The sequence below is a fragment of the Aliivibrio wodanis genome, from assembly GCF_052920805.1.
In genome coordinates, this window is record NZ_JBREXA010000004.1 from 16,066 (window position 1) to 36,199 (window position 20,134).

General features: G+C 48.1%; 12 rRNA genes. All 12 read left to right on the plus strand.

The annotated features are described in order from the left end of the window. The first annotated feature begins 246 nt into the window (after positions 1–246). Positions 247–3,137: ribosomal RNA gene (locus ACU5DF_RS22815) — 23S ribosomal RNA — on the plus strand. Positions 3,138–3,273: 136 nt separating this feature from the next. Next, positions 3,274–3,389, plus strand: a 5S ribosomal RNA gene (gene rrf, locus ACU5DF_RS22820). 401 nt (positions 3,390–3,790) lie between these two features. Continuing rightward, positions 3,791–5,334, plus strand: a 16S ribosomal RNA gene (locus ACU5DF_RS22825). 329 nt (positions 5,335–5,663) lie between these two features. Then, a 23S ribosomal RNA gene (locus tag ACU5DF_RS22830) occupies positions 5,664–8,554 on the plus strand. A gap of 136 nt (positions 8,555–8,690) precedes the next feature. Beyond that, a 5S ribosomal RNA gene (gene rrf / locus ACU5DF_RS22835) occupies positions 8,691–8,806 on the plus strand. A gap of 401 nt (positions 8,807–9,207) precedes the next feature. Next, positions 9,208–10,750 (plus strand): 16S ribosomal RNA (locus tag ACU5DF_RS22840). A 329-nt stretch (positions 10,751–11,079) separates the two neighbouring features. Next, positions 11,080–13,970, plus strand: a 23S ribosomal RNA gene (locus tag ACU5DF_RS22845). A 136-nt stretch (positions 13,971–14,106) separates the two neighbouring features. Next, positions 14,107–14,222 (plus strand): 5S ribosomal RNA (gene rrf, locus ACU5DF_RS22850). Between the two features lie 401 nt (positions 14,223–14,623). Then, positions 14,624–16,166: ribosomal RNA gene (locus ACU5DF_RS22855) — 16S ribosomal RNA — on the plus strand. A gap of 329 nt (positions 16,167–16,495) precedes the next feature. Further along, positions 16,496–19,387, plus strand: a 23S ribosomal RNA gene (locus tag ACU5DF_RS22860). A 136-nt stretch (positions 19,388–19,523) separates the two neighbouring features. Next, positions 19,524–19,639: ribosomal RNA gene (gene rrf / locus ACU5DF_RS22865) — 5S ribosomal RNA — on the plus strand. Between the two features lie 401 nt (positions 19,640–20,040). Next, a 16S ribosomal RNA gene (locus tag ACU5DF_RS22870) occupies positions 20,041–20,134 on the plus strand; the annotation flags it as partial.

A 20,134-nucleotide genomic window follows, 5' to 3' on the forward strand; every position in this document is an offset into this window, starting at 1 on the left:
CGACACCTTTTATTAGGTTGAAAAACAATTGCTCTTTAACAATTTGGAAAGCTGACTGATTTAAATAACTTACGAGTTATTCAAATCAAAATTTAAAAGTTCTTAATATCTTTTGTTTATCTTAGATAAACAAATTAAAAACACATTCAAGTGTTCTTGTATTTTGAATCCGGCGAAAAACCAGAACTCGCAATGACGAGTTCAACCTTGGTTGTTTATGCCATACGAAACCTCTTGGGGTTGTATGGTTAAGTGACTAAGCGTACACGGTGGATGCCTTGGCAGTCAGAGGCGATGAAAGACGTATTAACTTGCGATAAGCCCAGATTAGGTAGTAAAAACCTTTTGAGTCTGGGATTTCTGAATGGGGAAACCCACTAGCATAAGCTAGTATCGCTGCGTGAATACATAGCGCAGCGAAGCAAACCGGGAGAACTGAAACATCTAAGTACCCCGAGGAAGAGAAATCAACCGAGATCCCGAAAGTAGCGGCGAGCGAAATTGGGTTAGCCCTTAAGCTTTTAATGAGACAGGTGAAGCCTCTGGAAAGTGGCGCGATACAAGGTGATAGCCCTGTAACCGACATCTCATCATCAGTGAAAACGAGTAAGGCGGGACACGTGATATCCTGTCTGAATATGGGGGGACCATCCTCCAAGGCTAAATACTACTGACTGACCGATAGTGAACCAGTACCGTGAGGGAAAGGCGAAAAGAACCCCTGTGAGGGGAGTGAAATAGAACCTGAAACCGTGTACGTACAAGCAGTAGGAGCATACTTGTTATGTGACTGCGTACCTTTTGTATAATGGGTCAGCGACTTATATTCAGTGGCAAGGTTAACCGTTTAGGGGAGCCGTAGGGAAACCGAGTCTTAACTGGGCGTTCAGTCTCTGGATATAGACCCGAAACCAAGTGATCTAGCCATGGGCAGGTTGAAGATTGAGTAACATCAATTGGAGGACCGAACCGACTAATGTTGAAAAATTAGCGGATGACTTGTGGCTAGGGGTGAAAGGCCAATCAAACTTGGAGATAGCTGGTTCTCCCCGAAATCTATTTAGGTAGAGCCTCGGACGAATACTACTGGGGGTAGAGCACTGTTAAGGCTAGGGGGTCATCCCGACTTACCAACCCTTTGCAAACTCCGAATACCAGTAAGTACTATCCGGGAGACACACGGCGGGTGCTAACGTCCGTCGTGGAGAGGGAAACAACCCAGACCGCCAGCTAAGGTCCCAAAGTTATAGCTAAGTGGGAAACGATGTGGGAAGGCTCAGACAGCCAGGATGTTGGCTTAGAAGCAGCCATCATTTAAAGAAAGCGTAATAGCTCACTGGTCGAGTCGGCCTGCGCGGAAGATGTAACGGGGCTAAGCTATACACCGAAGCTGCGGCAATGCAATTTATTGTGTTGGGTAGGGGAGCGTTCTGTAAGCCGTCGAAGGTGTGCTGTAAGGCATGCTGGAGGTATCAGAAGTGCGAATGCTGACATGAGTAACGATAAAGGGGGTGAAAAACCCCCTCGCCGGAAGACCAAGGGTTCCTGTCCAACGTTAATCGGGGCAGGGTAAGTCGACCCCTAAGGCGAGGCTGAAAAGCGTAGTCGATGGGAAACGGGTTAATATTCCCGTACTTCTTATAATTGCGATGGGGGGACGGAGAAGGCTAGGTGGGCTTGGCGACGGTCGTCCAAGTTCAAGTGCGTAGGCTAAGAGTTTAGGTAAATCCGGACTCTTGTTAGGCTGAGACACGATGTCGAGCATCTACGGATGTGAAGCCATTGATGCCATGCTTCCAGGAAAAGCCTCTAAGCTTCAGATTATAAGAAATCGTACCCCAAACCGACACAGGTGGTCGAGTAGAGAATACTAAGGCGCTTGAGAGAACTCGGGTGAAGGAACTAGGCAAAATGGTACCGTAACTTCGGGAGAAGGTACGCTCCTAGCGGTGATGAGACTTGCTCTCTAAGCTGCCGGGAGTCGCAGATACCAGGTGGCTGCAACTGTTTATTAAAAACATAGCACTGTGCTAAATCGTAAGATGACGTATACGGTGTGACGCCTGCCCGGTGCTTGAAGGTTAATTGATGGGGTTAGACTTCGGTCGAAGCTCTTGATCGAAGCCCAAGTAAACGGCGGCCGTAACTATAACGGTCCTAAGGTAGCGAAATTCCTTGTCGGGTAAGTTCCGACCTGCACGAATGGCGTAATGATGGCCACGCTGTCTCCACCCGAGACTCAGTGAAATTGAAATCGCTGTGAAGATGCAGTGTACCCGCGGCTAGACGGAAAGACCCCGTGAACCTTTACTACAGCTTGGCACTGAACATTGACCCTACATGTGTAGGATAGGTGGGAGCCTTTGAAACCAGTACGCTAGTATTGGTGGAGGCAATCTTGAAATACCACCCTTGTATGCTTGATGTTCTAACGTTGGCCCCTTATCGGGGTTGCGGACAGTGCCTGGTGGGTAGTTTGACTGGGGCGGTCTCCTCCCAAAGAGTAACGGAGGAGCACGAAGGTGGGCTAAACACGGTTGGACATCGTGTGGTTAGTGCAATGGCATAAGCCCGCTTGACTGCGAGAATGACAATTCGAGCAGGTACGAAAGTAGGTCATAGTGATCCGGTGGTTCTGAATGGAAGGGCCATCGCTCAACGGATAAAAGGTACTCCGGGGATAACAGGCTGATACCGCCCAAGAGTTCATATCGACGGCGGTGTTTGGCACCTCGATGTCGGCTCATCACATCCTGGGGCTGAAGTCGGTCCCAAGGGTATGGCTGTTCGCCATTTAAAGTGGTACGCGAGCTGGGTTTAGAACGTCGTGAGACAGTTCGGTCCCTATCTGCCGTGGGCGTTGGATGATTGAAAGGGGCTGCTCCTAGTACGAGAGGACCGGAGTGGACGAACCTCTGGTGTTCGGGTTGTTACGCCAGTAGCATTGCCCGGTAGCTAAGTTCGGGATCGATAAACGCTGAAAGCATCTAAGCGTGAAGCGAGCCTTGAGATGAGTCATCCCTGATACTATACGTATCCTAAAGGGTTGTTGGAGACTACGACGTAGATAGGCAGGGTGTGTAAGTGCTGCGAGGCATTGAGCTAACCTGTACTAATTGCCCGTGAGGCTTAACCATACAACACCCAAGGGGTTTTGAACGGATTTAAAGTTGCAAGAAACAGATTGAATGTGATTAAGAACAACTCTTTATATAGAGAAACGGCTTTCCAGATTATTATTTATCTCTTAGTGAGGTAGATAGAAAGAATTTGCTTGGCGACCATAGCGTTATGGACCCACCTGATCCCATGCCGAACTCAGAAGTGAAACGTAATAGCGCCGATGGTAGTGTGGGGTTTCCCCATGTGAGAGTAGGACATCGCCAGGCTTGAATTTGAATAAGTGCCCGTTCAATAGAACGGGCTTTTATTTCGCTCCCAGATTGTCACTGTGAGCCAAGTCAACATAACGTTTTTAAGTCTTTCATAAATAAATGAAAAAGTTGAAAATATTATCTTGACTTTCAAATCAGAAAGCGTATTATACGCAGCCTGAAGCGACGAAGCGGTAACGCTAAGTGGTTGAAAGACAAGCTCTTTAACAATTTAACCAAATCAATCTGTGTGGGCACTTGTGAGTTGATAATCACTAGTTTGCTTTTACTTTTCGAAGTGAATTCAAACAAAAATAATCAATGAACTGAGTGACTACACAAAATTACTTTTATGTAAGAAATCAGTATTAATCATTGAGCCGGTTTTGTTTCTGCTGAAACAAACCAAAAAACTTTAATTGAAGAGTTTGATCATGGCTCAGATTGAACGCTGGCGGCAGGCCTAACACATGCAAGTCGAGCGGTAACAGAAATTAGCTTGCTAATTTGCTGACGAGCGGCGGACGGGTGAGTAATGCCTGGGAATATGCCTTAGTGTGGGGGATAACTATTGGAAACGATAGCTAATACCGCATAATGTCTTCGGACCAAAGAGGGGGATCTTCGGACCTCTCGCGCTAAGATTAGCCCAGGTGAGATTAGCTTGTTGGTGAGGTAAGAGCTCACCAAGGCGACGATCTCTAGCTGGTCTGAGAGGATGATCAGCCACACTGGAACTGAGACACGGTCCAGACTCCTACGGGAGGCAGCAGTGGGGAATATTGCACAATGGGCGAAAGCCTGATGCAGCCATGCCGCGTGTATGAAGAAGGCCTTCGGGTTGTAAAGTACTTTCAGTCGTGAGGAAGGGTGTGTAGTTAATAGCTGCACATCTTGACGTTAGCGACAGAAGAAGCACCGGCTAACTCCGTGCCAGCAGCCGCGGTAATACGGAGGGTGCGAGCGTTAATCGGAATTACTGGGCGTAAAGCGCATGCAGGTGGTTTGTTAAGTCAGATGTGAAAGCCCGGGGCTCAACCTCGGAACCGCATTTGAAACTGGGCAAACTAGAGTGCTGTAGAGGGGGGTAGAATTTCAGGTGTAGCGGTGAAATGCGTAGAGATCTGAAGGAATACCAGTGGCGAAGGCGGCCCCCTGGACAGACACTGACACTCAGATGCGAAAGCGTGGGGAGCAAACAGGATTAGATACCCTGGTAGTCCACGCCGTAAACGATGTCTACTTGGAGGTTGTGGCCTTGAGCCGTGGCTTTCGGAGCTAACGCGTTAAGTAGACCGCCTGGGGAGTACGGTCGCAAGATTAAAACTCAAATGAATTGACGGGGGCCCGCACAAGCGGTGGAGCATGTGGTTTAATTCGATGCAACGCGAAGAACCTTACCTACTCTTGACATCCAGAGAATTCGCTAGAGATAGCTTAGTGCCTTCGGGAACTCTGAGACAGGTGCTGCATGGCTGTCGTCAGCTCGTGTTGTGAAATGTTGGGTTAAGTCCCGCAACGAGCGCAACCCTTATCCTTGTTTGCCAGCACGTAATGGTGGGAACTCCAGGGAGACTGCCGGTGATAAACCGGAGGAAGGTGGGGACGACGTCAAGTCATCATGGCCCTTACGAGTAGGGCTACACACGTGCTACAATGGCGCATACAGAGGGCTGCAAGCTAGCGATAGTGAGCGAATCCCAAAAAGTGCGTCGTAGTCCGGATCGGAGTCTGCAACTCGACTCCGTGAAGTCGGAATCGCTAGTAATCGTGAATCAGAATGTCACGGTGAATACGTTCCCGGGCCTTGTACACACCGCCCGTCACACCATGGGAGTGGGCTGCAAAAGAAGTGGGTAGTTTAACCTTCGGGAGGACGCTCACCACTTTGTGGTTCATGACTGGGGTGAAGTCGTAACAAGGTAGCCCTAGGGGAACCTGGGGCTGGATCACCTCCTTAAACGATAGATTACGATTTATGAGTGTTCACACAGATTGATTAGGTTTTAATAAGTTGAAGTGACAGAGCTTTAATTAATGATTTCGATTATTGATTAAAGCTTTTTGCTTTAAGCTCTTTAACAATTTGGAAAGCTGACTGATTTAAATAACTTACGAGTTATTCAAATCAAAATTTAAAAGTTCTTAATATCTTTTGTTTATCTTAGATAAACAAATTAAAAACACATTCAAGTGTTCTTGTATTTTGAATCCGGCGAAAAACCAGAACTCGCAATGACGAGTTCAACCTTGGTTGTTTATGCCATACGAAACCTCTTGGGGTTGTATGGTTAAGTGACTAAGCGTACACGGTGGATGCCTTGGCAGTCAGAGGCGATGAAAGACGTATTAACTTGCGATAAGCCCAGATTAGGTAGTAAAAACCTTTTGAGTCTGGGATTTCTGAATGGGGAAACCCACTAGCATAAGCTAGTATCGCTGCGTGAATACATAGCGCAGCGAAGCAAACCGGGAGAACTGAAACATCTAAGTACCCCGAGGAAGAGAAATCAACCGAGATCCCGAAAGTAGCGGCGAGCGAAATTGGGTTAGCCCTTAAGCTTTTAATGAGACAGGTGAAGCCTCTGGAAAGTGGCGCGATACAAGGTGATAGCCCTGTAACCGACATCTCATCATCAGTGAAAACGAGTAAGGCGGGACACGTGATATCCTGTCTGAATATGGGGGGACCATCCTCCAAGGCTAAATACTACTGACTGACCGATAGTGAACCAGTACCGTGAGGGAAAGGCGAAAAGAACCCCTGTGAGGGGAGTGAAATAGAACCTGAAACCGTGTACGTACAAGCAGTAGGAGCATACTTGTTATGTGACTGCGTACCTTTTGTATAATGGGTCAGCGACTTATATTCAGTGGCAAGGTTAACCGTTTAGGGGAGCCGTAGGGAAACCGAGTCTTAACTGGGCGTTCAGTCTCTGGATATAGACCCGAAACCAAGTGATCTAGCCATGGGCAGGTTGAAGATTGAGTAACATCAATTGGAGGACCGAACCGACTAATGTTGAAAAATTAGCGGATGACTTGTGGCTAGGGGTGAAAGGCCAATCAAACTTGGAGATAGCTGGTTCTCCCCGAAATCTATTTAGGTAGAGCCTCGGACGAATACTACTGGGGGTAGAGCACTGTTAAGGCTAGGGGGTCATCCCGACTTACCAACCCTTTGCAAACTCCGAATACCAGTAAGTACTATCCGGGAGACACACGGCGGGTGCTAACGTCCGTCGTGGAGAGGGAAACAACCCAGACCGCCAGCTAAGGTCCCAAAGTTATAGCTAAGTGGGAAACGATGTGGGAAGGCTCAGACAGCCAGGATGTTGGCTTAGAAGCAGCCATCATTTAAAGAAAGCGTAATAGCTCACTGGTCGAGTCGGCCTGCGCGGAAGATGTAACGGGGCTAAGCTATACACCGAAGCTGCGGCAATGCAATTTATTGTGTTGGGTAGGGGAGCGTTCTGTAAGCCGTCGAAGGTGTGCTGTAAGGCATGCTGGAGGTATCAGAAGTGCGAATGCTGACATGAGTAACGATAAAGGGGGTGAAAAACCCCCTCGCCGGAAGACCAAGGGTTCCTGTCCAACGTTAATCGGGGCAGGGTAAGTCGACCCCTAAGGCGAGGCTGAAAAGCGTAGTCGATGGGAAACGGGTTAATATTCCCGTACTTCTTATAATTGCGATGGGGGGACGGAGAAGGCTAGGTGGGCTTGGCGACGGTCGTCCAAGTTCAAGTGCGTAGGCTAAGAGTTTAGGTAAATCCGGACTCTTGTTAGGCTGAGACACGATGTCGAGCATCTACGGATGTGAAGCCATTGATGCCATGCTTCCAGGAAAAGCCTCTAAGCTTCAGATTATAAGAAATCGTACCCCAAACCGACACAGGTGGTCGAGTAGAGAATACTAAGGCGCTTGAGAGAACTCGGGTGAAGGAACTAGGCAAAATGGTACCGTAACTTCGGGAGAAGGTACGCTCCTAGCGGTGATGAGACTTGCTCTCTAAGCTGCCGGGAGTCGCAGATACCAGGTGGCTGCAACTGTTTATTAAAAACATAGCACTGTGCTAAATCGTAAGATGACGTATACGGTGTGACGCCTGCCCGGTGCTTGAAGGTTAATTGATGGGGTTAGACTTCGGTCGAAGCTCTTGATCGAAGCCCAAGTAAACGGCGGCCGTAACTATAACGGTCCTAAGGTAGCGAAATTCCTTGTCGGGTAAGTTCCGACCTGCACGAATGGCGTAATGATGGCCACGCTGTCTCCACCCGAGACTCAGTGAAATTGAAATCGCTGTGAAGATGCAGTGTACCCGCGGCTAGACGGAAAGACCCCGTGAACCTTTACTACAGCTTGGCACTGAACATTGACCCTACATGTGTAGGATAGGTGGGAGCCTTTGAAACCAGTACGCTAGTATTGGTGGAGGCAATCTTGAAATACCACCCTTGTATGCTTGATGTTCTAACGTTGGCCCCTTATCGGGGTTGCGGACAGTGCCTGGTGGGTAGTTTGACTGGGGCGGTCTCCTCCCAAAGAGTAACGGAGGAGCACGAAGGTGGGCTAAACACGGTTGGACATCGTGTGGTTAGTGCAATGGCATAAGCCCGCTTGACTGCGAGAATGACAATTCGAGCAGGTACGAAAGTAGGTCATAGTGATCCGGTGGTTCTGAATGGAAGGGCCATCGCTCAACGGATAAAAGGTACTCCGGGGATAACAGGCTGATACCGCCCAAGAGTTCATATCGACGGCGGTGTTTGGCACCTCGATGTCGGCTCATCACATCCTGGGGCTGAAGTCGGTCCCAAGGGTATGGCTGTTCGCCATTTAAAGTGGTACGCGAGCTGGGTTTAGAACGTCGTGAGACAGTTCGGTCCCTATCTGCCGTGGGCGTTGGATGATTGAAAGGGGCTGCTCCTAGTACGAGAGGACCGGAGTGGACGAACCTCTGGTGTTCGGGTTGTTACGCCAGTAGCATTGCCCGGTAGCTAAGTTCGGGATCGATAAACGCTGAAAGCATCTAAGCGTGAAGCGAGCCTTGAGATGAGTCATCCCTGATACTATACGTATCCTAAAGGGTTGTTGGAGACTACGACGTAGATAGGCAGGGTGTGTAAGTGCTGCGAGGCATTGAGCTAACCTGTACTAATTGCCCGTGAGGCTTAACCATACAACACCCAAGGGGTTTTGAACGGATTTAAAGTTGCAAGAAACAGATTGAATGTGATTAAGAACAACTCTTTATATAGAGAAACGGCTTTCCAGATTATTATTTATCTCTTAGTGAGGTAGATAGAAAGAATTTGCTTGGCGACCATAGCGTTATGGACCCACCTGATCCCATGCCGAACTCAGAAGTGAAACGTAATAGCGCCGATGGTAGTGTGGGGTTTCCCCATGTGAGAGTAGGACATCGCCAGGCTTGAATTTGAATAAGTGCCCGTTCAATAGAACGGGCTTTTATTTCGCTCCCAGATTGTCACTGTGAGCCAAGTCAACATAACGTTTTTAAGTCTTTCATAAATAAATGAAAAAGTTGAAAATATTATCTTGACTTTCAAATCAGAAAGCGTATTATACGCAGCCTGAAGCGACGAAGCGGTAACGCTAAGTGGTTGAAAGACAAGCTCTTTAACAATTTAACCAAATCAATCTGTGTGGGCACTTGTGAGTTGATAATCACTAGTTTGCTTTTACTTTTCGAAGTGAATTCAAACAAAAATAATCAATGAACTGAGTGACTACACAAAATTACTTTTATGTAAGAAATCAGTATTAATCATTGAGCCGGTTTTGTTTCTGCTGAAACAAACCAAAAAACTTTAATTGAAGAGTTTGATCATGGCTCAGATTGAACGCTGGCGGCAGGCCTAACACATGCAAGTCGAGCGGTAACAGAAATTAGCTTGCTAATTTGCTGACGAGCGGCGGACGGGTGAGTAATGCCTGGGAATATGCCTTAGTGTGGGGGATAACTATTGGAAACGATAGCTAATACCGCATAATGTCTTCGGACCAAAGAGGGGGATCTTCGGACCTCTCGCGCTAAGATTAGCCCAGGTGAGATTAGCTTGTTGGTGAGGTAAGAGCTCACCAAGGCGACGATCTCTAGCTGGTCTGAGAGGATGATCAGCCACACTGGAACTGAGACACGGTCCAGACTCCTACGGGAGGCAGCAGTGGGGAATATTGCACAATGGGCGAAAGCCTGATGCAGCCATGCCGCGTGTATGAAGAAGGCCTTCGGGTTGTAAAGTACTTTCAGTCGTGAGGAAGGGTGTGTAGTTAATAGCTGCACATCTTGACGTTAGCGACAGAAGAAGCACCGGCTAACTCCGTGCCAGCAGCCGCGGTAATACGGAGGGTGCGAGCGTTAATCGGAATTACTGGGCGTAAAGCGCATGCAGGTGGTTTGTTAAGTCAGATGTGAAAGCCCGGGGCTCAACCTCGGAACCGCATTTGAAACTGGCAAACTAGAGTGCTGTAGAGGGGGGTAGAATTTCAGGTGTAGCGGTGAAATGCGTAGAGATCTGAAGGAATACCAGTGGCGAAGGCGGCCCCCTGGACAGACACTGACACTCAGATGCGAAAGCGTGGGGAGCAAACAGGATTAGATACCCTGGTAGTCCACGCCGTAAACGATGTCTACTTGGAGGTTGTGGCCTTGAGCCGTGGCTTTCGGAGCTAACGCGTTAAGTAGACCGCCTGGGGAGTACGGTCGCAAGATTAAAACTCAAATGAATTGACGGGGGCCCGCACAAGCGGTGGAGCATGTGGTTTAATTCGATGCAACGCGAAGAACCTTACCTACTCTTGACATCCAGAGAATTCGCTAGAGATAGCTTAGTGCCTTCGGGAACTCTGAGACAGGTGCTGCATGGCTGTCGTCAGCTCGTGTTGTGAAATGTTGGGTTAAGTCCCGCAACGAGCGCAACCCTTATCCTTGTTTGCCAGCACGTAATGGTGGGAACTCCAGGGAGACTGCCGGTGATAAACCGGAGGAAGGTGGGGACGACGTCAAGTCATCATGGCCCTTACGAGTAGGGCTACACACGTGCTACAATGGCGCATACAGAGGGCTGCAAGCTAGCGATAGTGAGCGAATCCCAAAAAGTGCGTCGTAGTCCGGATCGGAGTCTGCAACTCGACTCCGTGAAGTCGGAATCGCTAGTAATCGTGAATCAGAATGTCACGGTGAATACGTTCCCGGGCCTTGTACACACCGCCCGTCACACCATGGGAGTGGGCTGCAAAAGAAGTGGGTAGTTTAACCTTCGGGAGGACGCTCACCACTTTGTGGTTCATGACTGGGGTGAAGTCGTAACAAGGTAGCCCTAGGGGAACCTGGGGCTGGATCACCTCCTTAAACGATAGATTACGATTTATGAGTGTTCACACAGATTGATTAGGTTTTAATAAGTTGAAGTGACAGAGCTTTAATTAATGATTTCGATTATTGATTAAAGCTTTTTGCTTTAAGCTCTTTAACAATTTGGAAAGCTGACTGATTTAAATAACTTACGAGTTATTCAAATCAAAATTTAAAAGTTCTTAATATCTTTTGTTTATCTTAGATAAACAAATTAAAAACACATTCAAGTGTTCTTGTATTTTGAATCCGGCGAAAAACCAGAACTCGCAATGACGAGTTCAACCTTGGTTGTTTATGCCATACGAAACCTCTTGGGGTTGTATGGTTAAGTGACTAAGCGTACACGGTGGATGCCTTGGCAGTCAGAGGCGATGAAAGACGTATTAACTTGCGATAAGCCCAGATTAGGTAGTAAAAACCTTTTGAGTCTGGGATTTCTGAATGGGGAAACCCACTAGCATAAGCTAGTATCGCTGCGTGAATACATAGCGCAGCGAAGCAAACCGGGAGAACTGAAACATCTAAGTACCCCGAGGAAGAGAAATCAACCGAGATCCCGAAAGTAGCGGCGAGCGAAATTGGGTTAGCCCTTAAGCTTTTAATGAGACAGGTGAAGCCTCTGGAAAGTGGCGCGATACAAGGTGATAGCCCTGTAACCGACATCTCATCATCAGTGAAAACGAGTAAGGCGGGACACGTGATATCCTGTCTGAATATGGGGGGACCATCCTCCAAGGCTAAATACTACTGACTGACCGATAGTGAACCAGTACCGTGAGGGAAAGGCGAAAAGAACCCCTGTGAGGGGAGTGAAATAGAACCTGAAACCGTGTACGTACAAGCAGTAGGAGCATACTTGTTATGTGACTGCGTACCTTTTGTATAATGGGTCAGCGACTTATATTCAGTGGCAAGGTTAACCGTTTAGGGGAGCCGTAGGGAAACCGAGTCTTAACTGGGCGTTCAGTCTCTGGATATAGACCCGAAACCAAGTGATCTAGCCATGGGCAGGTTGAAGATTGAGTAACATCAATTGGAGGACCGAACCGACTAATGTTGAAAAATTAGCGGATGACTTGTGGCTAGGGGTGAAAGGCCAATCAAACTTGGAGATAGCTGGTTCTCCCCGAAATCTATTTAGGTAGAGCCTCGGACGAATACTACTGGGGGTAGAGCACTGTTAAGGCTAGGGGGTCATCCCGACTTACCAACCCTTTGCAAACTCCGAATACCAGTAAGTACTATCCGGGAGACACACGGCGGGTGCTAACGTCCGTCGTGGAGAGGGAAACAACCCAGACCGCCAGCTAAGGTCCCAAAGTTATAGCTAAGTGGGAAACGATGTGGGAAGGCTCAGACAGCCAGGATGTTGGCTTAGAAGCAGCCATCATTTAAAGAAAGCGTAATAGCTCACTGGTCGAGTCGGCCTGCGCGGAAGATGTAACGGGGCTAAGCTATACACCGAAGCTGCGGCAATGCAATTTATTGTGTTGGGTAGGGGAGCGTTCTGTAAGCCGTCGAAGGTGTGCTGTAAGGCATGCTGGAGGTATCAGAAGTGCGAATGCTGACATGAGTAACGATAAAGGGGGTGAAAAACCCCCTCGCCGGAAGACCAAGGGTTCCTGTCCAACGTTAATCGGGGCAGGGTAAGTCGACCCCTAAGGCGAGGCTGAAAAGCGTAGTCGATGGGAAACGGGTTAATATTCCCGTACTTCTTATAATTGCGATGGGGGGACGGAGAAGGCTAGGTGGGCTTGGCGACGGTCGTCCAAGTTCAAGTGCGTAGGCTAAGAGTTTAGGTAAATCCGGACTCTTGTTAGGCTGAGACACGATGTCGAGCATCTACGGATGTGAAGCCATTGATGCCATGCTTCCAGGAAAAGCCTCTAAGCTTCAGATTATAAGAAATCGTACCCCAAACCGACACAGGTGGTCGAGTAGAGAATACTAAGGCGCTTGAGAGAACTCGGGTGAAGGAACTAGGCAAAATGGTACCGTAACTTCGGGAGAAGGTACGCTCCTAGCGGTGATGAGACTTGCTCTCTAAGCTGCCGGGAGTCGCAGATACCAGGTGGCTGCAACTGTTTATTAAAAACATAGCACTGTGCTAAATCGTAAGATGACGTATACGGTGTGACGCCTGCCCGGTGCTTGAAGGTTAATTGATGGGGTTAGACTTCGGTCGAAGCTCTTGATCGAAGCCCAAGTAAACGGCGGCCGTAACTATAACGGTCCTAAGGTAGCGAAATTCCTTGTCGGGTAAGTTCCGACCTGCACGAATGGCGTAATGATGGCCACGCTGTCTCCACCCGAGACTCAGTGAAATTGAAATCGCTGTGAAGATGCAGTGTACCCGCGGCTAGACGGAAAGACCCCGTGAACCTTTACTACAGCTTGGCACTGAACATTGACCCTACATGTGTAGGATAGGTGGGAGCCTTTGAAACCAGTACGCTAGTATTGGTGGAGGCAATCTTGAAATACCACCCTTGTATGCTTGATGTTCTAACGTTGGCCCCTTATCGGGGTTGCGGACAGTGCCTGGTGGGTAGTTTGACTGGGGCGGTCTCCTCCCAAAGAGTAACGGAGGAGCACGAAGGTGGGCTAAACACGGTTGGACATCGTGTGGTTAGTGCAATGGCATAAGCCCGCTTGACTGCGAGAATGACAATTCGAGCAGGTACGAAAGTAGGTCATAGTGATCCGGTGGTTCTGAATGGAAGGGCCATCGCTCAACGGATAAAAGGTACTCCGGGGATAACAGGCTGATACCGCCCAAGAGTTCATATCGACGGCGGTGTTTGGCACCTCGATGTCGGCTCATCACATCCTGGGGCTGAAGTCGGTCCCAAGGGTATGGCTGTTCGCCATTTAAAGTGGTACGCGAGCTGGGTTTAGAACGTCGTGAGACAGTTCGGTCCCTATCTGCCGTGGGCGTTGGATGATTGAAAGGGGCTGCTCCTAGTACGAGAGGACCGGAGTGGACGAACCTCTGGTGTTCGGGTTGTTACGCCAGTAGCATTGCCCGGTAGCTAAGTTCGGGATCGATAAACGCTGAAAGCATCTAAGCGTGAAGCGAGCCTTGAGATGAGTCATCCCTGATACTATACGTATCCTAAAGGGTTGTTGGAGACTACGACGTAGATAGGCAGGGTGTGTAAGTGCTGCGAGGCATTGAGCTAACCTGTACTAATTGCCCGTGAGGCTTAACCATACAACACCCAAGGGGTTTTGAACGGATTTAAAGTTGCAAGAAACAGATTGAATGTGATTAAGAACAACTCTTTATATAGAGAAACGGCTTTCCAGATTATTATTTATCTCTTAGTGAGGTAGATAGAAAGAATTTGCTTGGCGACCATAGCGTTATGGACCCACCTGATCCCATGCCGAACTCAGAAGTGAAACGTAATAGCGCCGATGGTAGTGTGGGGTTTCCCCATGTGAGAGTAGGACATCGCCAGGCTTGAATTTGAATAAGTGCCCGTTCAATAGAACGGGCTTTTATTTCGCTCCCAGATTGTCACTGTGAGCCAAGTCAACATAACGTTTTTAAGTCTTTCATAAATAAATGAAAAAGTTGAAAATATTATCTTGACTTTCAAATCAGAAAGCGTATTATACGCAGCCTGAAGCGACGAAGCGGTAACGCTAAGTGGTTGAAAGACAAGCTCTTTAACAATTTAACCAAATCAATCTGTGTGGGCACTTGTGAGTTGATAATCACTAGTTTGCTTTTACTTTTCGAAGTGAATTCAAACAAAAATAATCAATGAACTGAGTGACTACACAAAATTACTTTTATGTAAGAAATCAGTATTAATCATTGAGCCGGTTTTGTTTCTGCTGAAACAAACCAAAAAACTTTAATTGAAGAGTTTGATCATGGCTCAGATTGAACGCTGGCGGCAGGCCTAACACATGCAAGTCGAGCGGTAACAGAAATTAGCTTGCTAATTTGCTGACGAGCGGCGGACGGGTGAGTAATGCCTGGGAATATGCCTTAGTGTGGGGGATAACTATTGGAAACGATAGCTAATACCGCATAATGTCTTCGGACCAAAGAGGGGGATCTTCGGACCTCTCGCGCTAAGATTAGCCCAGGTGAGATTAGCTTGTTGGTGAGGTAAGAGCTCACCAAGGCGACGATCTCTAGCTGGTCTGAGAGGATGATCAGCCACACTGGAACTGAGACACGGTCCAGACTCCTACGGGAGGCAGCAGTGGGGAATATTGCACAATGGGCGAAAGCCTGATGCAGCCATGCCGCGTGTATGAAGAAGGCCTTCGGGTTGTAAAGTACTTTCAGTCGTGAGGAAGGGTGTGTAGTTAATAGCTGCACATCTTGACGTTAGCGACAGAAGAAGCACCGGCTAACTCCGTGCCAGCAGCCGCGGTAATACGGAGGGTGCGAGCGTTAATCGGAATTACTGGGCGTAAAGCGCATGCAGGTGGTTTGTTAAGTCAGATGTGAAAGCCCGGGGCTCAACCTCGGAACCGCATTTGAAACTGGCAAACTAGAGTGCTGTAGAGGGGGGTAGAATTTCAGGTGTAGCGGTGAAATGCGTAGAGATCTGAAGGAATACCAGTGGCGAAGGCGGCCCCCTGGACAGACACTGACACTCAGATGCGAAAGCGTGGGGAGCAAACAGGATTAGATACCCTGGTAGTCCACGCCGTAAACGATGTCTACTTGGAGGTTGTGGCCTTGAGCCGTGGCTTTCGGAGCTAACGCGTTAAGTAGACCGCCTGGGGAGTACGGTCGCAAGATTAAAACTCAAATGAATTGACGGGGGCCCGCACAAGCGGTGGAGCATGTGGTTTAATTCGATGCAACGCGAAGAACCTTACCTACTCTTGACATCCAGAGAATTCGCTAGAGATAGCTTAGTGCCTTCGGGAACTCTGAGACAGGTGCTGCATGGCTGTCGTCAGCTCGTGTTGTGAAATGTTGGGTTAAGTCCCGCAACGAGCGCAACCCTTATCCTTGTTTGCCAGCACGTAATGGTGGGAACTCCAGGGAGACTGCCGGTGATAAACCGGAGGAAGGTGGGGACGACGTCAAGTCATCATGGCCCTTACGAGTAGGGCTACACACGTGCTACAATGGCGCATACAGAGGGCTGCAAGCTAGCGATAGTGAGCGAATCCCAAAAAGTGCGTCGTAGTCCGGATCGGAGTCTGCAACTCGACTCCGTGAAGTCGGAATCGCTAGTAATCGTGAATCAGAATGTCACGGTGAATACGTTCCCGGGCCTTGTACACACCGCCCGTCACACCATGGGAGTGGGCTGCAAAAGAAGTGGGTAGTTTAACCTTCGGGAGGACGCTCACCACTTTGTGGTTCATGACTGGGGTGAAGTCGTAACAAGGTAGCCCTAGGGGAACCTGGGGCTGGATCACCTCCTTAAACGATAGATTACGATTTATGAGTGTTCACACAGATTGATTAGGTTTTAATAAGTTGAAGTGACAGAGCTTTAATTAATGATTTCGATTATTGATTAAAGCTTTTTGCTTTAAGCTCTTTAACAATTTGGAAAGCTGACTGATTTAAATAACTTACGAGTTATTCAAATCAAAATTTAAAAGTTCTTAATATCTTTTGTTTATCTTAGATAAACAAATTAAAAACACATTCAAGTGTTCTTGTATTTTGAATCCGGCGAAAAACCAGAACTCGCAATGACGAGTTCAACCTTGGTTGTTTATGCCATACGAAACCTCTTGGGGTTGTATGGTTAAGTGACTAAGCGTACACGGTGGATGCCTTGGCAGTCAGAGGCGATGAAAGACGTATTAACTTGCGATAAGCCCAGATTAGGTAGTAAAAACCTTTTGAGTCTGGGATTTCTGAATGGGGAAACCCACTAGCATAAGCTAGTATCGCTGCGTGAATACATAGCGCAGCGAAGCAAACCGGGAGAACTGAAACATCTAAGTACCCCGAGGAAGAGAAATCAACCGAGATCCCGAAAGTAGCGGCGAGCGAAATTGGGTTAGCCCTTAAGCTTTTAATGAGACAGGTGAAGCCTCTGGAAAGTGGCGCGATACAAGGTGATAGCCCTGTAACCGACATCTCATCATCAGTGAAAACGAGTAAGGCGGGACACGTGATATCCTGTCTGAATATGGGGGGACCATCCTCCAAGGCTAAATACTACTGACTGACCGATAGTGAACCAGTACCGTGAGGGAAAGGCGAAAAGAACCCCTGTGAGGGGAGTGAAATAGAACCTGAAACCGTGTACGTACAAGCAGTAGGAGCATACTTGTTATGTGACTGCGTACCTTTTGTATAATGGGTCAGCGACTTATATTCAGTGGCAAGGTTAACCGTTTAGGGGAGCCGTAGGGAAACCGAGTCTTAACTGGGCGTTCAGTCTCTGGATATAGACCCGAAACCAAGTGATCTAGCCATGGGCAGGTTGAAGATTGAGTAACATCAATTGGAGGACCGAACCGACTAATGTTGAAAAATTAGCGGATGACTTGTGGCTAGGGGTGAAAGGCCAATCAAACTTGGAGATAGCTGGTTCTCCCCGAAATCTATTTAGGTAGAGCCTCGGACGAATACTACTGGGGGTAGAGCACTGTTAAGGCTAGGGGGTCATCCCGACTTACCAACCCTTTGCAAACTCCGAATACCAGTAAGTACTATCCGGGAGACACACGGCGGGTGCTAACGTCCGTCGTGGAGAGGGAAACAACCCAGACCGCCAGCTAAGGTCCCAAAGTTATAGCTAAGTGGGAAACGATGTGGGAAGGCTCAGACAGCCAGGATGTTGGCTTAGAAGCAGCCATCATTTAAAGAAAGCGTAATAGCTCACTGGTCGAGTCGGCCTGCGCGGAAGATGTAACGGGGCTAAGCTATACACCGAAGCTGCGGCAATGCAATTTATTGTGTTGGGTAGGGGAGCGTTCTGTAAGCCGTCGAAGGTGTGCTGTAAGGCATGCTGGAGGTATCAGAAGTGCGAATGCTGACATGAGTAACGATAAAGGGGGTGAAAAACCCCCTCGCCGGAAGACCAAGGGTTCCTGTCCAACGTTAATCGGGGCAGGGTAAGTCGACCCCTAAGGCGAGGCTGAAAAGCGTAGTCGATGGGAAACGGGTTAATATTCCCGTACTTCTTATAATTGCGATGGGGGGACGGAGAAGGCTAGGTGGGCTTGGCGACGGTCGTCCAAGTTCAAGTGCGTAGGCTAAGAGTTTAGGTAAATCCGGACTCTTGTTAGGCTGAGACACGATGTCGAGCATCTACGGATGTGAAGCCATTGATGCCATGCTTCCAGGAAAAGCCTCTAAGCTTCAGATTATAAGAAATCGTACCCCAAACCGACACAGGTGGTCGAGTAGAGAATACTAAGGCGCTTGAGAGAACTCGGGTGAAGGAACTAGGCAAAATGGTACCGTAACTTCGGGAGAAGGTACGCTCCTAGCGGTGATGAGACTTGCTCTCTAAGCTGCCGGGAGTCGCAGATACCAGGTGGCTGCAACTGTTTATTAAAAACATAGCACTGTGCTAAATCGTAAGATGACGTATACGGTGTGACGCCTGCCCGGTGCTTGAAGGTTAATTGATGGGGTTAGACTTCGGTCGAAGCTCTTGATCGAAGCCCAAGTAAACGGCGGCCGTAACTATAACGGTCCTAAGGTAGCGAAATTCCTTGTCGGGTAAGTTCCGACCTGCACGAATGGCGTAATGATGGCCACGCTGTCTCCACCCGAGACTCAGTGAAATTGAAATCGCTGTGAAGATGCAGTGTACCCGCGGCTAGACGGAAAGACCCCGTGAACCTTTACTACAGCTTGGCACTGAACATTGACCCTACATGTGTAGGATAGGTGGGAGCCTTTGAAACCAGTACGCTAGTATTGGTGGAGGCAATCTTGAAATACCACCCTTGTATGCTTGATGTTCTAACGTTGGCCCCTTATCGGGGTTGCGGACAGTGCCTGGTGGGTAGTTTGACTGGGGCGGTCTCCTCCCAAAGAGTAACGGAGGAGCACGAAGGTGGGCTAAACACGGTTGGACATCGTGTGGTTAGTGCAATGGCATAAGCCCGCTTGACTGCGAGAATGACAATTCGAGCAGGTACGAAAGTAGGTCATAGTGATCCGGTGGTTCTGAATGGAAGGGCCATCGCTCAACGGATAAAAGGTACTCCGGGGATAACAGGCTGATACCGCCCAAGAGTTCATATCGACGGCGGTGTTTGGCACCTCGATGTCGGCTCATCACATCCTGGGGCTGAAGTCGGTCCCAAGGGTATGGCTGTTCGCCATTTAAAAGTGGTACGCGAGCTGGGTTTAGAACGTCGTGAGACAGTTCGGTCCCTATCTGCCGTGGGCGTTGGATGATTGAAAGGGGCTGCTCCTAGTACGAGAGGACCGGAGTGGACGAACCTCTGGTGTTCGGGTTGTTACGCCAGTAGCATTGCCCGGTAGCTAAGTTCGGGATCGATAAACGCTGAAAGCATCTAAGCGTGAAGCGAGCCTTGAGATGAGTCATCCCTGATACTATACGTATCCTAAAGGGTTGTTGGAGACTACGACGTAGATAGGCAGGGTGTGTAAGTGCTGCGAGGCATTGAGCTAACCTGTACTAATTGCCCGTGAGGCTTAACCATACAACACCCAAGGGGTTTTGAACGGATTTAAAGTTGCAAGAAACAGATTGAATGTGATTAAGAACAACTCTTTATATAGAGAAACGGCTTTCCAGATTATTATTTATCTCTTAGTGAGGTAGATAGAAAGAATTTGCTTGGCGACCATAGCGTTATGGACCCACCTGATCCCATGCCGAACTCAGAAGTGAAACGTAATAGCGCCGATGGTAGTGTGGGGTTTCCCCATGTGAGAGTAGGACATCGCCAGGCTTGAATTTGAATAAGTGCCCGTTCAATAGAACGGGCTTTTATTTCGCTCCCAGATTGTCACTGTGAGCCAAGTCAACATAACGTTTTTAAGTCTTTCATAAATAAATGAAAAAGTTGAAAATATTATCTTGACTTTCAAATCAGAAAGCGTATTATACGCAGCCTGAAGCGACGAAGCGGTAACGCTAAGTGGTTGAAAGACAAGCTCTTTAACAATTTAACCAAATCAATCTGTGTGGGCACTTGTGAGTTGATAATCACTAGTTTGCTTTTACTTTTCGAAGTGAATTCAAACAAAAATAATCAATGAACTGAGTGACTACACAAAATTACTTTTATGTAAGAAATCAGTATTAATCATTGAGCCGGTTTTGTTTCTGCTGAAACAAACCAAAAAACTTTAATTGAAGAGTTTGATCATGGCTCAGATTGAACGCTGGCGGCAGGCCTAACACATGCAAGTCGAGCGGTAACAGAAATTAGCTTGCTAATTTG